We start from the raw sequence: 13,900 nt of genomic DNA, 5'->3' as shown, positions 1-13,900 counted from the left end.
TATGAGCGTTACTTTCTGTACCGGGATGTTGATCGCAGCAAGTTACAGCCGGCGGACGGCACCGATTGCCGACGAGAGCGGCGGGACATCGAAGAGTTCCAGTCCAGTGTAGGTGTTTGCGCCTGCACAGTACATGTCCCGGGCAGTTTCGAGAACATCGTCGTCGAGCGATTCCGGCTCACGAGTGCACAGTGCCTTCCAGTCGGCGACGCCGTCCCGTTTTGCCTCGGCCTTTGCAGTCTCGACGGCCTGCACCCACTCCGGCTGGGTGCGCTTGTGGTACTGGCGGAGCACTTCCTTCGAAAGTTGCGTACCCTCGTAGCTGAACCGGTTCTCGTCGAACGTGCCGACGACGTCTGCGACGCGAATCTCTCCGTCGTAGTAGAGACACTCGATCTTGCCGTCCTGGTGGTCGAGTCCGGCCGAGTCAGCCTGGTCGGTGATGATCCGGTTGACCTCGCGTGCGAGTTCGGCGAGCGCGTCGATGTCGGCGCGGCCGGCGATGGCGTCGGCTTCCGCGCGGTCGAGGTAGCGGTCGCTCTCCTCGTACTTCGTGGAGAACTCGACGATCGGGTCGTCGAGGTCGACGGGGTCGTCGGGCCAGGTGTCGAACGCGAGGCCGTGATCGGATGGCTCGGTACGGCTGCGAAGGCTGGAGCCGACCGGGACCTCGTTGCGGAAGACGATTTCGAGCGGGATGAGGTAGTTCGTGCCGGCGGCGTCGTGGTAGTGGTCGTAGTCGTATTTGCGACCGTCGTTCGGGAGGTCGGGAACCTGGGTGAGGTCGATGGCCATCTGCCAGGGCGGGCGAGAGGCGTCCTCGAGCGAGACGACCTCGCCGTTCTCGACAACACCGCGGTAGTGCGTCGGGACGCCCTCGGATTCGAGCAGCTCGAAGTTAAACGCGCCCATCGTACAGAGACTCGCGCCCTTTTCGGGGATTTGATCGGGCATCTTCCCCCAGTCGAAGACGGAGTAGTCGTCGGTGAAGACGAACGACCCGCGGCCGAGTTCGGTATCGGTTGCCGCGTCGTCGATCTGGAACTCTTTAACGCTCGTCACGCTCGCCACCTCGTACGGGCATGGAGCCGGTCACCGTCGTCCATACCTCAGTTGCCGGGACGGTGGGTCAAGAAGGTTTCAATATCGCTTGCCAGCCGTCCGAGGCGAAAAGCGGCGAGAGGCGTCGAATGACGGAGGAAGGCGATCAGTTCGGCGGCGGGTTGACCGGTTCCACCACGTTTTTCTCGCTGTGTGCGTATCGTTACCTCGATGGAGCGCCCGGTGACCGAGGCTGATCTCACGTTCGAGCACGTTCCCGAGACCGACCAGGCGTTCGAGAACGCACTCGAGAAGGCACGGACAGGTGAGCGACTGACGGTCGACGACGCGATCGAGTTGCTCACGACAGGGACGGATACCGACGGTATCGACGACGCGCGCAAGGAACGGGTGCTCGAGGCGGCAGATCACCGTCGAGCGGACGTCGTCGGCGAGGAAGTAACCTTCGTCGCGAATCTGAACAACAACGTCACGACGGCCTGTAACGTGGGCTGTCTGTTCTGTAACTTCAAGGACGCCGCACACACGTTCGAACGCGAGACGGCGGTCCAGACGGCGGGCTTTACGAAGACGCCCGAAGAATCGCGGGAGATCGTCGCAGACGCCGTTTCGCGCGGGATCTACGAGGTCACGTCCGTCTCCGGGCTTCACCCGGCGTTCGCGCTCGACGAGGAACACCGCGAGATTCTCGACGCCCATCCGAATCCCAAGGAAATCAACTACAAGCCGCCCGAGCGCTACGACACCGATCCCGGAACCTACGCGGCGCAACTCGAGGCGATGAGCGTCGACGGCGTCCACGTCCACTCGATGACGCCGGAAGAGGGATACCACGCCAAGCGCGGAACGGACTGGTCCTACGAGGACGTGTACGGCCGACTCGCCGAGGCCGGCCTCGACACCGTGCCCGGGACCGCCGCCGAAATCCTCGTCGACGAAGTGCGCGACGTGATCTGCCCGGGAAAGATCACCACCGACGGCTGGCTCGAAGCGATGGAGGCCGCGGCGAACGTCGGCCTCGGCCTCACGGCGACGATCATGTACGGCCACGTCGAGAACGAGGCCCACCGTGCGATGCACCTCAAGCGAGTTCGCGAACTCCAGGAGCGCGTCGACGGCGCGATCACGGAGTTCGTCCCGCTCTCGTTTATCCACCAGAACACGCCGCTGTTCGAACACGACGTGGTCGACAGTGGTGCCTCCCAGGCCGAAGACGAACTCATGATCGCCGTCTCGCGGCTCTTCCTCGATAACATCGACCACATCCAGTCCTCGTGGGTCAAGTACGGGGACGAGGCCGGACTCAAGATGCTTCACTGCGGCGCGGACGACTTCATGGGGACGATCCTCTCCGAGGAGATCACGAAGCGGGCCGGCGGCGAGTTCGGCGAGTTCAGATCGGTCGCCGACTACGTCGAGTTGATCTCTTCGATCGGACGGGTGCCGGTCGAGCGGTCGACGGACTACGAGACGCGGCGAGTGGTTGATCCGGCCGCCTCGTCGTTCGGTCCTGAACTCGGGCCGAAGGCCGACGGAACGCCGTTGCTTGCCGGCGGAGAGCGACCGGTTTCGGCGGACGATTGAGCGGTGGATTTCTAACGGACGGCTGAGCGGCGGGTTTCTGGCAGCCGATTGAGTGGTAGGTTTCTGGCGGACGGTCGAACGGTGGAGTTTCAGGGGCGGAAAACGCTCGGCGGGGTCTTTTATACTATCGTTCGACGGACTAGCTGCCAGCGACGACTGGGGGAGTCGGATCGGCAGTCGTGACGGAACCGGTGTGGTGGCCGTCGGACGGTCACTCTCGCCGATAGCAGCGCCTCTGTCTATAAAATACTGTAGATAAATCAAGGAATTTTTATATATCCAGTAACGAGAGTCACTCACACTGAAATGACAGGAAAGCTCACTGCCGTCCGAGAGCTACTCGGGACGATCGCACGGTCGTACGTGACCGTCGTCGTCGCTGCCCTCCTCGTCGGTGCTGCGGTCGCGCCGATCGCCTGGGGGGCCACGAGCGGCCCGGATGGCTCCGTTGCGGTCATCGAAGTCGACCAGTCGATTACCGAGGCATCCGCCGACGAAATCGCAGCCGATCTCGAGACGGCCCGCGAGAACAGTTCCATCGATGCGGTCGTTCTCGAAATCGATAGTCCCGGTGGCGGCGTCACCGCGAGTGAACGCCTCTATCTCGCCGTCGAGCGCACCGCTGCGGAGATGCCCGTCATCGCCAGCATCCAATCGATGGGTGCCTCCGGCGCGTACTACATGAGCGCCCCGACGGACGACATCTACGTCTCCCCGAGTTCGACCGTCGGCAGCATCGGCGTCCGCGCAACCTACACCGATAGCTCAGCCACGAACGAGATCAGGACCGGTCCCGACAAGGGTACAATGAGCGAGACGCAGGTCAAAGAACAGACCGAACTGATGAAACAGACGTTCCTCGGCTCGGTCCTCGAACACCGCGGCGACGACCTCTCGCTTTCCGAAACCGAACTCTCCTACGCGAAGGTCTACACCGGTACCGAGGCCGTCGACAACGGGCTCGCAGACGAAATCGGCGATACCGAAGTCGCGGTGGGCGAGGCCGCGGATCGTGCCGGACTCGGCGACTACGAGGTCGTCGAGATGGAACGGAGTTCGTCTCTCGGCACCGGGATCCTCCTCGAGGGCGACGACAGCGGCGGCGAAACCGCCGCAACCGGGCCGCACCACCACCCGCAGACGTTCGGCCAGTACGGCGACGTGTCCACACCCGCGTTCCTCGCGCTCTGGGGGAGCGTCGACGGCGAGACCGTCATCGCCGAGACCGGTGGCGAACGCACCGCATCCGACGCGGCAGGACCGACACCATCACTGGAGGCCCCACAGGGAGGTGCCTCGCCATGAGTGCAGGCCCGCTCCGCTCGCGACTCGCGCTGTTCGTCACCGTCGTCCTCCTCACCGTCGCCGCCGTCACCGCCGCCGGCGTCGTGACCGACCAGGGACAGACGGCGAAACCGACCGTCGACCAGCCCCATTTCCAGCCGAACGCGACCGCCGTCGATGAACTCGACCAGAGCGGCGAGATCGAGTTCAGTTCGACCGGGTCGAAGACGGTGCTGATCGACGTAGCTCACGGAAACGGCGTCTCGGAAGCGGATTTGCAGCCGGTCGTCTCGGCGCTGACTGCGGCCGGCCACACCGTCACGTACCACGAGGGTGCCGGTCAGTTCGCCGACAGCCCGGATGCTGCGCTCAGGAGTGACTTACAGGATGCGGACGCGTTCATCGTCGCGGAACCGACCCAGCGATACACGGCAGGAGAGGCCGACGCCGTCACGGAATTCGCCGACGCCGGCGGCCGCGTCATGTTCGCTGCCGGACCGAGCGGCGGTGACGCGAGCACTGCCGTCGGCGACCTGCTCGGCGATGCCAGTGGTGCCGAAGCCGGCCAGGGCGAGTTCGCCGCGGTCACGTCGCCGCTCGGGATCGCCTACGATACCAGCTCCCTCTACGATATGGAGTCCGTCGGCTCGAACTATCGGACGATCGATGTGACGCCGGCGTCGGAGACGGCCCTGACGGACGGCGTCGACCGGGTCGTTCTCGATAGCCCGACGGCGGTCGTCTCCGATGGAGAGACGCTCTTGACAACGAGCGAAACGGCCGAACACGAGGAGAGCCGCCACTCGGGCGAGTTCGGCGTCGCCGTCCGAAGCGATAACGCGGTCGCGGTCGGCGACACGGGTTTCATGTCCTCGGAGACTGCCACCATCGCGGATAACGAAGTCTTCATCGGAAACCTTCTGGAATTCCTCGTCGGCGGCGAGAAGACGCCGGGCGAGCCGAGCGTCCCCGACGGCGCAACCGGCGGACAGGGAGCGGCCGGCGGGCAGACCGGAACGGGACAGACTGACGGCACGATGATCACGCCCTGAATACGTCACTCCCCTTCGCGTTTTTAGTCACAGACACTCATCTTGCCGGACAGCAGTCACTGACTTCTCGGTCGCGTCTCACAGATCATCGCTCGTGACGACGGCCGCTCGAGTTCGATCTGTGTGTAACGGGTTCTTCCGGTAGAATCAGTCGTCCGTCGCCGTCGAAATCGTCGCCTCACCCCGAAGCACCGACCGATACCGTCGTCCGCCGGCATCGTCCGCCGTCAGCGCCGCCCGAATCTGCGGTGAAAGCCACTCGCGCGTCTCCGCTTCGGTGCCGGCCCCATCCCCGCCGGTTCCCGCTGCTGGCACGCCGCTGAACTCGTCGGTGCGCAGGTCGGACGGCAGGAATCGCTCGTATACCGGGAGCCGTTCGCAAAGTGGAAGGCCGGCGTCGGCGGCGATGTCCTCGAGTTCTCGGAGCGCCGGCCAGGTGTAGTCGGGGTTGATGTGGTCGTCGGTGACGGGAGAGACGCCGCCGAGGTCGTCGACGCCGCAGTCGACGAGTTCGCGGGCGGCCGTGAGGTTCGGCGGGACCTGCACGGAGATCTCCTCGGGGAGGGCGACCCGCGCCATCGCCGTGACGCGGCGCATCGTTTCGAGGTCGGGGGAGCCGTCGCGCCAGCGCTCGTTGCTCACGACGGGTTGGACGATGACCTCTTGAATGTGATCGTACCGCTCGTGAAGCTCGCGGATGGCGAGCAGGCTCTCGGCGCGGTCGCGCCAGTCCTCGCCGATGCCGACGAGGATGCCGGTTGTAAACGCCACGTCGAGTTCGCCTGCGTTCGCGATCGTCCGCAGGCGTTGACCCGGTTCCTTCTGTCGGGGGCCGCCGTGGGCGTCGACGTCGGCGGTCGTTTCGAGCATCACGCCCATACTGGCGTTGACGTCGGCGACCGTCGCCAGCTGCTCGCGGGTCTGGTCGCCGGGATTCGCGTGCGGGAGCAGTCCCTCCTCCAGGGCGACCTCGCAGGCCGCTCGCAGGTAGGTGTGAATCGAGTCGTAGCCCCATGCATCGAGCTGGTCGTGGATCTCGGTGTAGCGGTCGTCGGGATCGTCGCCGAAGGTGAACAGCGCCTCGGTACAGCCGGCGTCGGCTCCCCGTTTGCAGATGTCCCGAACCTCCTCGAGCGAGAGCAGGGAGGCCTGTCCCGGCGGATCGAAGTACGTACAATAGGTGCAGGTGTACCGACACGCCGTCGTCAGCGGGACGAAGACGTTCCGCGAGAAACTCAGCTCCGACGGCGGTCCGACGTGATCGGGTTCGACAGCCAGCAGGTCGGTGATCGCCGCCTCGTCGATCGTGAGTTCGATATCGTACTCCGCCGCCCCGGGAATCATTACCTCGGTGTGTCGTTGCGCCGCCCTAAAGCGTTTCACTTCGAGCGGTATCCTCGTCGATCCGCCTCGGGCAATCCGCAGTCGGTTGCGGTCGATCCGCGGTCAGTTTTCGCAGGAATCGGACGCCGAACCGGCAGCCGAGCGGTCGACGCCGACCCGCCCGTCGCTCGTCTCGAGTTCGAATCCCCACTCCCGGAGCGCCGTCGCTGTCCGTCCGCGACCGTGGAGCAATACCTCGGCCAGATCCGCCGGTTCGTCGATATCCGTTCCCAGCCGAAACGAGTCGACCGTCTCGATCGTCGCGCCGACTTCCCGGGCGCGCGCTCGGTGGTCGCGATACGAGGCTCCGTGATAGTCCACTCTGAACGCGGGGTGGCGAACCACGAGCGCGTTCGTTCCGCCGCCCCGCCCGGGCGCGATGACGACATCTCCCGGCGTCTCGACGACGTCCGTAATCGCTTCGGGGGTTGCAAGCGCCAGATCCGCCATAACGATCGCGAGGGGCTCCGCCGTCGCCGCGAGGTGGGCGTTCACTGCCTCGGTTAACGGCCGGTCGTCGACCGCGACGGCAGGGCGTGGTGCACGGTCGGTGAACTCGTCGCACTCGTCGAGTTCGATCGGTGCCGTCGACAGGATCAGCGGCTCGAGTTCCGGATCGGCCTCGACGAGTGCATCGAGAACGTCCGCGAGCATGGCTCTGGCCACACTGCGTCGCTCGGCGGGAGCGAGTACCGTACCGAGACGCGTCTTCGGCGTCTCGGCAGCGAACGGGACGACGACCTGCATTTATCAGTGGTTAGAAACAGGCATCCAAAAACACGTCGAACTCCCGGGTTGGGATCATACCCCATGCCACTTGGGGACTCGTTCGTCCGTTTCGTTCGTGGCCCCCGTCACGAACACCCGGAAACGACACGAGAGAGGCGCTACAGCACGTGCATTCGTTGCGAGTAGTCGAACCAGCTGCGGTTCCGAACCGGTCCTCGCGAGTTCAGTTCGGTAGCGCGTCGGTGAACTCGGTCCGTCAGAACAACGGCTCGAGTTCGTCCTCGTCGTCCTCGACGAGTTCTTCGAGGTTCTCTTCGCTTTCGGCCTGGATGTCGTCCATGTTGTCCTGGGCCTCGATTGCGACCTGCTGGAGACGCTTGATCCGGGGGACGTTCGTGACGCCCGAGAGCAGGATCGCTGCGGCGACTTCCGGTTTTTCGCGCGGGTAGTCGCCACCGCGGACTTCCATGCTGCCGGTTTCTTCTTCGAGCCACTTGCGCCCGCGCTCGATGCCTTTTCGGTTTAAGTACTCCGAGGGGCCGCCGAGGACGAGTAGCGCGCGTTCGGTGCCCTCGATCTCACAGGGGAGTGTGAGTCGACCGAGGGCGGCCTTGCGAACGAGACTGGTGATCCGGTTGGTCGTGTTTGCGGCGTCGAGTCCCTCGTCGCTGGCTCCGTCGCCGGTGAACCGGGAGAGCAGTCCGCCGCTGGTGTTGAGTTCGACCTCCTCGCTCGCGAAGCCGACGGTAGAGACGCCCCCGCCCGAGAGCGTGTTGATGATCTCGGAGGAGTCGACGACGCTCTCTGCGACTTCCTGATCGCCGGCGACTTCGCCGGCACCGAAGAGCAGCCCGAACCGGCGGACGATCTCCTCGTTGATCTGTTCGTAGCCGCCTTCGACGGACTCGCCGGTCTGTCGCCAGGAGTCGTTGTCGAAGACGAGCAGGTTGTCGACCTCGCGAACGAAGGTCTGGAACGAGCGCGCCGCGTTGAGCGTGTAGATGCCGCCCTCGTCCGTGCCGGGGAGAACGCCGAGACCGTAGACGGGAATCGTATAGATCCGCTGGAGATGCTTCGCAAGAACTGGCGCACCGCCAGAGCCGGTCCCACCACCCATGCCGGAGACGATCAGGAACGCGTCGACCTCGTGGGTCGGAATCGAGTCGATCGCGTTTTGCACTTCGTCGATGTCTTCTTCGGCGATTTCCGCGCCGAGTTCGTTGTCCGCTCCAACGCCGTGGCCCTTGACACGGGCCTGACCGATGAGAACGCGATTGTCCTGTGGAATCCGTTCGAGACCCATCAGATCCGCCTTCGCGGAGTTTACAGCGATCGCCGCACGGACGATACCGCTGTTAGTCCGATCGTCGTAATCGAGGAATCGATCGACGATTTTGCCACCGGCCTGTCCAAATCCGATCATCGCCAGCTTCATACTTTGTCAGGGGGCTCCGTTGATTTGGACCAGAGCGATTAGGACTATAAGTCTTTCTATGAAGTGAATTTCTTGCGTAATTCTATATCGCCATAAATCGATAGACTGAGGCGGGTTTGAAGAAACATCTACTCAACAGCCAATAGATATAAGTCGGTAACTTGAGATATAGACGGCGGCCGATTAGGCGAGCGGTCGACTCCTCTCGCGCGGCGTCCCATCTCGCACGCCAAGATACGCACCGAGCGTCAACAGATCAGCTGGTTCGACGCCGAACGCCTGCACGTCGTTCTCCGCGACGGTGTTATCGAACTCGAGCGAGCGCGCCTGGTCTGTTCCGAACGGGACGAACGGCAGCGGATCGACGGCGATGAGTCCGAACTTCGTGAGCGCCATCGGTATCGGGAGGATCGTCACCGGTCGACCGTCCGCCTCGTAGACGAGTTCGGTTGCGTCGGCCAGGGTGACGACTTGGGGGCCGCCGATCTCGTACGTTCGGCCGACGTGGGAGTCCTCGAGCGCGTCGGCGAGGATCGGGACGAAGTCGCCGACCCAGATCGGCTGAAAGCGCGTCTTCCCGCCGCCGGGCAGGCCGGTCAGGTACGGCGTCGTGAGTCGTTTTGCGAAGGAGAGGAACTCGCCGCCGTCGCCGAAGACGACTGCGGGACGGACGATCGTCCAACTCAGTGCCGCTTCGCGGACGATCGACTCGGCGCGGCCCTTGGTGCGAATATACGCCGTCGGCCCGTCGGGATCGGCGCCGAGGGCACTGAGTTGGAGGAATCGATCGACGCCGTGTTCCTCGGCCGCTCGAACCAGGTTTTCCGTGCCGCCGAGGTGGACCGTCTCGTGGTCGGTCCCGCCGGGGGGCTGGTAGAGCGGGGAGAGGGCGACGAGATTGACGATGGCGTCGTGGTCCGCGACGGCGTCGACGATCGAATCGTAGGCGCTCACGTCGCCCGTCGACAGGTCGACCTCGTCGGGGAATTCGTCGGCGTCTTCGGCCGTCGGGTTTCGAGACAGCGCAGTGACCTCGTGGCCGCGTTCGGCGAGTTCGGTACAGAGGTGCGTGCCGATGAAGCCGGTGCCGCCGGCGACGAGGACCTGCATAGGTGAGACATGCACTCGATTCCCCAAATAAGTAGTTGCCGCGGAGAGTCACCGTGGCCGTCGGTACGAGAAAGCTAGCTACTCGTGACAGCAGGTACGTGGCCCCATTCACTCGTGATAGTAAACACGAACGGCGTCACCGCTCGCGCGGTCGACAACGGCCACTCGACAGATTGTAATACCTCACCCGACGACGTGCGAGCATGCTCGTCACGCTCGAGGGACTCGACGGGAGCGGCAAAACGACGGTCTGGGAGGCCCTGCAGAAATCCCACCCCGACGCCGTCTTCACCCGCGAACCCACCAACGACTCCTGGTACGGCGACGCCGTCTACCGATCGATCGAAGACGACGACGCCGACTCGCTCGCCGAACTCTTCCTCTACACCGCCGATCACGCCGACCACCTCTCCCGAAAGATCGAACCGGCCCTCGAGCGCGACGAACTCGTCGTCTCCGATCGCTACGCCGACTCCCGATTCGCCTACCAGGGAGCGACGCTCGCGGAGACCGAGCGCGTCGAGAACCCCCTCGAGTACGTTATCGACATCCACGACGCGTTCTCGGTCGAACCCGACCTGACACTCTATCTCGACCTCGATCCCGAGACGGCCGCCCGACGCGCCGGCTCGACGAACAAGTTCGAACGCGTCGACTACCTCACCGCGGTCCGGGAGAACTACGAACGGCTGTGCGAGCGATACGACGACCGGTTCGTCCGCATCGACGCCGCCCAATCACCAGCCGCGGTTCTCGAAGACGTGCGGGACGTACTCGCGGCCACCGTTGACCGTTGACCGCTGAACGCTGAGCGCTGAACGCGAACACTGAGTACTAAACCCTGAACTCACAGTACACCCGGCCGATTCACAACCGCTCGGACAGCCGGCGTCGAGTTCGGAAACAGAAGCGCGCCGATCGGTAGCCGAGTGCAGGGTCAGGGTAGTATCAGAGCAGTACCAGGGCAGCGTTACCCGTCGTTCCGGTCCATCGCGATGTAGGTCTTCGTGTCGGTCACGCCCTCGAGACCCTGAATATCCGAGGAGACGGCCTTGAGAACGTCGTAGACTTCCGGGGCATCGATCTCGACGATAATGTCGTAGTTGCCCGCGACGATGTGGGCGTTCGCGACCGACTCGAGCGCGGTCACCTGTGAGAGCAGCCCCTCCGACTTGCCGGCCGCCGTCTTGACCATGATAAACGCGTGGACCATCGTTCGCCGGTGTGGTACACTCCCGCACGACTAAAGCCTTTGCCTCACCGGACGGCACGGGCGTCAGTCGAACTCGTCCGGGACGGTCATCCCCTCGACCACGTCGAACGCTTCGTCGCCGTCGAATCGAGTCGGATCGAAGGCGTCGATGCCGTCGCCACCGTCGTCGCCGAGCACCTGTCGGGCGAGTCGCTGGCCGATCGCCGGCGCGCGCATAAAGCCGTGACCCTGGAAGCCGGTTGCGACGTACAGTCCGTCCGTTAGTTGCCCGACCAGCGGATCGCGGTCCGGCGTCGCCGTACAGAGTCCGGCCCAGGCCCGCTCGAGTTCAACGTCGGCATTGGGCAACCGATGGCGCACGCGTTCGAGCAGGTCCGTCGCGAACTCGGGGTTTGCGTCCCGATCGTAGTCGTCCGGGTCGGCCTCCCACTCCTCGGTGCCGTCGCCCGCGAGCAGCCCCTCCGGGTGCGGGCGGAGGTAGAACCCGTCGCTAGCGTCGTAACACGTCGGTTCCGGGTGGTCACAGTTCGCGACGAGCGCCTGGACGCGGTAGGGTTTCACGGCGATCGAGATGCCGGCATCCGCGAGGAGTCGCTTCGTGTGCGCGCCGGCGGTCACGAGGACCGCGTCGAACTCGTCGACGGTCCCGTCTTCGCGGACGATTTGGGACGGGTCAGTTCGGACGCTGACGGGCGTGTCGGTCTCGAGCGTCGCGCCCGCCCCAGTTGCTGCGGCGGCGAGACAGGCGGTGTACTGGCCGGGATCCGTGTACCCCGCGCCGCCGGCGACGCCCGCGACGGCCACGTCGTCGGCCCGCACGGTCGGGAACCGGTCCGCGAGTTCAGCGCCGTCCATTTCGACGGCGACGACGCCCTGTGCTTGCATCCGTTCGACCTGGTCGCGGATGGCGTCGGCACGCCGGTCGTCTCCCTCCCGAGCGAGCCAGACGTAGGGACACTCGACGAAGGGAAACGTGTCGTCGCCCGAGAGCGCCCGGAAGCGTTCGATCGCATCGCTCGCGATTTCGGCGTCGAGCGAGTCCGCGAAGGCGTCATAACAGATGCCGGCCGCGCGGCCGCTCGAGCCGTGTGCGACGCCGCCGCGGTCGTACAGCGTTACGTCCGCGCCCTCGCGCGCCAGATCGTAGGCTGCGGTCGCACCGACGGCTCCCGCACCGACGACGGCGACGGAGCGCCCTGCACCCCGGTCGGTGAAGGCATCGGCACCGACGGCGAGTTCGGTTTCGTCGCTCATTTGTGATCACGCGGCCAGCAGTCCGCGAGCGGTCGCGCCGCGAGCCAGTCGAGCAGCGCGTCGAGGTGATCGCGCCCGGCCTCGAACAACGCCGCACCCTTCTCGGGGTCGGCCTGGGTCGGCCGGCCGACCGCCCCGCTCTCCGAGAAGTCGATCGTATCGAAGCCGACCGGCGCGCCGTGGCTGAACTCGCCCCAGGAGTCGCTCGCCCCCGCTTCGGCGGCCGCGAACTCGTCCGGCCGAACGAGGTCCTCGCGGAGGTGCCAGAGCAGACTCGACTCCATCGCGTCGGCGTGACCGCCGTCCTCGTCGAACAGGTCGGCCGCGAGGTCGTCGACGCTGTCCCACCAGTTCCAGGGGGGTGCGAACGCGGTTTCCTCGTTGCGCAGGGTCCGTGCGACCCGTCGGAGCGCGTCCGTGTTGCCACCGTGGCCATTGACCACGACGGCTTTGTGAACGCCGTGGTCGGCGAGGCTCGCGATCGTTTCCTCGACGTAGCGTTCGAACGTCGGTGCGGAGACGGACAGCGTGCCGTCGAACTGTCGGTGGTGGCCGCTGACGCCGACCGGAATCGTCGGGAGGACCACGGTATCCTCGCGATCGGTTGCGGAACGGGCGAACGCCTCGGCGGCCATGAAGTCCATCCCGAGCGGTAACGCCGGCCCGTGCTGTTCGGTGCTCCCAGTCGGTAGCACGGCGACCTCGGCTGGCCCGAGTTCGTCGGCAGCGTCGGTCGTCGTGCGTTCGGCGAGCAGTGTCATGCCACCCTCTGGTTGCCGGAGTGACTTATATCGTCTGCCGTTCGTTTCGAAGAAATGGTGGTCCTACTCGAGGAAGGCCTCGAGTTCGCGAGCGGGGTAGCCGACGACGGTCGTCGCGCCGGCCTCGCGGAGCGCGTCGGTCCGTTCGCGGACCGCGGCTTCGGTGCCGACGAGCGCGTAGTCCTCGGCGGCGGCGAGCAGGATTTCACGAGTTCGGCCCGTCGCGCGCGAATCGGTGACGGTTCTGTCTCCGTCTTCGTCCCCGTCGTCCGGGAGCGCCGCGGCGACCGGTCGCCGGCGAGCGACGTAGTCCCCGACGGCGTCGAGGATCGCGTCTTCGTCGGCCGTGAGCACTGTCGGTGCGTAGACTGCGATGTCGCCGTCGAAGGTCGCAGCACGAAGCGCCCGCAACTCGCGCATCGTCGTTCGCGAGAGCAGGTCGTACTGTGTTGCGCCCGTTGCCATCGCGATTCGTTCGACGCTCTCGGTGCCGACCCAGGAGTCGGGGGCCGTTTCGAGTGCCGCACCCAACCGGGGCGCGACGGCGCGGTCCTGCTCGTCGTCGGTGAGGTAAGCGGGGTGGCCGGCGACGAGGATGCGCTCGACGCCCGACGGGAGTTCGGCGGCGAGCGAATCGTCACCGAGCGGGTCGAATCCGTCGGCACGAACGGGGGTCGTCAGCCGAACCGTCGCGTCGGCCGAAAGCGCTTCTATCGTCCGCCGGTCCGGGACGTGATCGTGCCCCTCGTAATCGATCGCGATCGTCTCGACCGGCAGCGACGCCGCTTGCTCGACGTCACACTCGGCCGGTTTGAGCGCGACCGCGTCCAGGCCGGCGCGGGCAACTGTACTCGTTGTTAGCATCGACGGACACCTCGCATGGAGTTGGTAGTGGGTACTTCGTCTCGGAAACGGCAAGAACAGTACAACTGAACGCGATCGGATCGAAATCGGGCCAGGCGACGGCGGCGATGACGACTGCCCGTGGAACCGGTGTCGTTATCGCCCGTGCGGAACTCGACCCATCGTCTGT

General features: G+C 65.2%; 13 protein-coding genes. 4 read left to right on the top strand and 9 right to left on the bottom strand.

The features are described 5' to 3' along the window. Window positions 1-42: 42 nt before the first annotated feature. Window positions 43-1,062, bottom strand: coding sequence for a phosphoribosylaminoimidazolesuccinocarboxamide synthase (locus tag C480_RS05250; protein ID WP_006664584.1), 1,020 nt, complete (start codon window positions 1,060-1,062; stop codon window positions 43-45). A gap of 210 nt (window positions 1,063-1,272) precedes the next feature. Here C480_RS05250 and cofH point away from each other — a divergent pair, with 210 nt between their 5' ends. From cofH to C480_RS05230, 3 genes are all read left to right on the top strand, one after another. Continuing rightward, window positions 1,273-2,646 carry a 7,8-didemethyl-8-hydroxy-5-deazariboflavin synthase subunit CofH gene (cofH, locus tag C480_RS05240; protein ID WP_006664582.1) on the top strand — a complete coding sequence of 458 codons (1,374 nt, stop codon included), beginning with the start codon at window positions 1,273-1,275 and terminating at the stop codon, window positions 2,644-2,646. Between the two features lie 306 nt (window positions 2,647-2,952). After that, window positions 2,953-3,951, top strand: a complete 999-nt coding sequence (locus C480_RS05235) for a S49 family peptidase (protein WP_006664581.1) — start codon at window positions 2,953-2,955, stop codon at window positions 3,949-3,951. Beyond that, window positions 3,948-4,982 (top strand): DUF4350 domain-containing protein, encoded by a 1,035-nt coding sequence (locus C480_RS05230; RefSeq protein WP_006664580.1) that lies wholly within the window; start codon window positions 3,948-3,950, stop codon window positions 4,980-4,982. The genes C480_RS05235 and C480_RS05230 overlap by 4 nt, the downstream gene beginning before the upstream one ends. Before the next feature lie 147 nt (window positions 4,983-5,129). On the opposite strand, the gene cofG is transcribed toward C480_RS05230, so the two are convergent. From cofG to C480_RS05210, 4 genes are all read right to left on the bottom strand, one after another. Next, window positions 5,130-6,326: a 7,8-didemethyl-8-hydroxy-5-deazariboflavin synthase subunit CofG gene (gene cofG, locus C480_RS05225; protein WP_006664579.1), complete on the bottom strand. Its 1,197-nt coding sequence runs from the start codon at window positions 6,324-6,326 to the stop codon at window positions 5,130-5,132. Between the two features lie 102 nt (window positions 6,327-6,428). Continuing rightward, entirely contained in the window at window positions 6,429-7,112 is a 684-nt protein-coding gene (gene cofC, locus C480_RS05220; protein ID WP_006664578.1) for a 2-phospho-L-lactate guanylyltransferase, read from the bottom strand. Window positions 7,113-7,350: 238 nt separating this feature from the next. After that, window positions 7,351-8,529, bottom strand: coding sequence for a tubulin/FtsZ family protein (locus C480_RS05215; protein ID WP_006664577.1), 1,179 nt, complete (start codon window positions 8,527-8,529; stop codon window positions 7,351-7,353). Window positions 8,530-8,712: 183 nt separating this feature from the next. Beyond that, window positions 8,713-9,639, bottom strand: coding sequence for a complex I NDUFA9 subunit family protein (locus C480_RS05210; RefSeq protein WP_006664576.1), 927 nt, complete (start codon window positions 9,637-9,639; stop codon window positions 8,713-8,715). 203 nt (window positions 9,640-9,842) lie between these two features. On the opposite strand from C480_RS05210, the gene tmk reads away from it, so the two are divergent. Further along, window positions 9,843-10,436 carry a dTMP kinase gene (gene tmk, locus C480_RS05205; RefSeq protein WP_006664575.1) on the top strand — a complete coding sequence of 198 codons (594 nt, stop codon included), beginning with the start codon at window positions 9,843-9,845 and terminating at the stop codon, window positions 10,434-10,436. A gap of 173 nt (window positions 10,437-10,609) precedes the next feature. Here the strand turns inward: tmk and C480_RS05200 are convergent, their stop codons facing one another. From C480_RS05200 to C480_RS05185, 4 genes are all read right to left on the bottom strand, one after another. Continuing rightward, on the bottom strand, window positions 10,610-10,852 hold the full coding sequence (locus C480_RS05200) for an Lrp/AsnC family transcriptional regulator (protein ID WP_006664574.1): 243 nt from the start codon (window positions 10,850-10,852) through the stop codon (window positions 10,610-10,612). A gap of 63 nt (window positions 10,853-10,915) precedes the next feature. Next, on the bottom strand, window positions 10,916-12,106 hold the full coding sequence (locus C480_RS05195) for an NAD(P)/FAD-dependent oxidoreductase (protein WP_006664573.1): 1,191 nt from the start codon (window positions 12,104-12,106) through the stop codon (window positions 10,916-10,918). Then, window positions 12,103-12,867: a creatininase family protein gene (locus tag C480_RS05190; protein ID WP_006664572.1), complete on the bottom strand. Its 765-nt coding sequence runs from the start codon at window positions 12,865-12,867 to the stop codon at window positions 12,103-12,105. Before C480_RS05190 ends, C480_RS05195 begins: the two co-directional genes overlap by 4 nt. 63 nt (window positions 12,868-12,930) lie before the next feature. Further along, window positions 12,931-13,731, bottom strand: coding sequence for a DUF7388 family protein (locus C480_RS05185; RefSeq protein ID WP_006664571.1), 801 nt, complete (start codon window positions 13,729-13,731; stop codon window positions 12,931-12,933). Window positions 13,732-13,900: the final 169 nt, after the last annotated feature.

The sequence above is a fragment of the Natrialba aegyptia DSM 13077 genome, from assembly GCF_000337535.1.
Lineage (GTDB): Archaea > Halobacteriota > Halobacteria > Halobacteriales > Natrialbaceae > Natrialba > Natrialba aegyptia.
The sequence above is the reverse complement of the archived record's forward strand: the minus strand, read 5'-3'. Positions and strand labels throughout refer to the sequence as shown.

Bases quoted from the DNA above. Each gene is read 5' to 3' on its own strand.
- C480_RS05200 (WP_006664574.1), bottom strand. From the start codon at position 10,852: ATGGTCCACGCGTTTATCATGGTCAAGACGGCGGCCGGCAAGTCGGAG.
- C480_RS05190 (WP_006664572.1), bottom strand. From the start codon at position 12,867: ATGACACTGCTCGCCGAACGCACGACGACCGACGCTGCCGACGAACTC.
- cofG (WP_006664579.1), bottom strand. From the start codon at position 6,326: ATGATTCCCGGGGCGGCGGAGTACGATATCGAACTCACGATCGACGAG.
- C480_RS05215 (WP_006664577.1), bottom strand. From the start codon at position 8,529: ATGAAGCTGGCGATGATCGGATTTGGACAGGCCGGTGGCAAAATCGTC.
- cofH (WP_006664582.1), top strand. From the start codon at position 1,273: ATGGAGCGCCCGGTGACCGAGGCTGATCTCACGTTCGAGCACGTTCCC.
- C480_RS05230 (WP_006664580.1), top strand. From the start codon at position 3,948: ATGAGTGCAGGCCCGCTCCGCTCGCGACTCGCGCTGTTCGTCACCGTC.
- C480_RS05195 (WP_006664573.1), bottom strand. From the start codon at position 12,106: ATGAGCGACGAAACCGAACTCGCCGTCGGTGCCGATGCCTTCACCGAC.
- C480_RS05210 (WP_006664576.1), bottom strand. From the start codon at position 9,639: ATGCAGGTCCTCGTCGCCGGCGGCACCGGCTTCATCGGCACGCACCTC.
- cofC (WP_006664578.1), bottom strand. From the start codon at position 7,112: ATGCAGGTCGTCGTCCCGTTCGCTGCCGAGACGCCGAAGACGCGTCTC.
- tmk (WP_006664575.1), top strand. From the start codon at position 9,843: ATGCTCGTCACGCTCGAGGGACTCGACGGGAGCGGCAAAACGACGGTC.
- C480_RS05185 (WP_006664571.1), bottom strand. From the start codon at position 13,731: ATGCTAACAACGAGTACAGTTGCCCGCGCCGGCCTGGACGCGGTCGCG.
- C480_RS05235 (WP_006664581.1), top strand. From the start codon at position 2,953: ATGACAGGAAAGCTCACTGCCGTCCGAGAGCTACTCGGGACGATCGCA.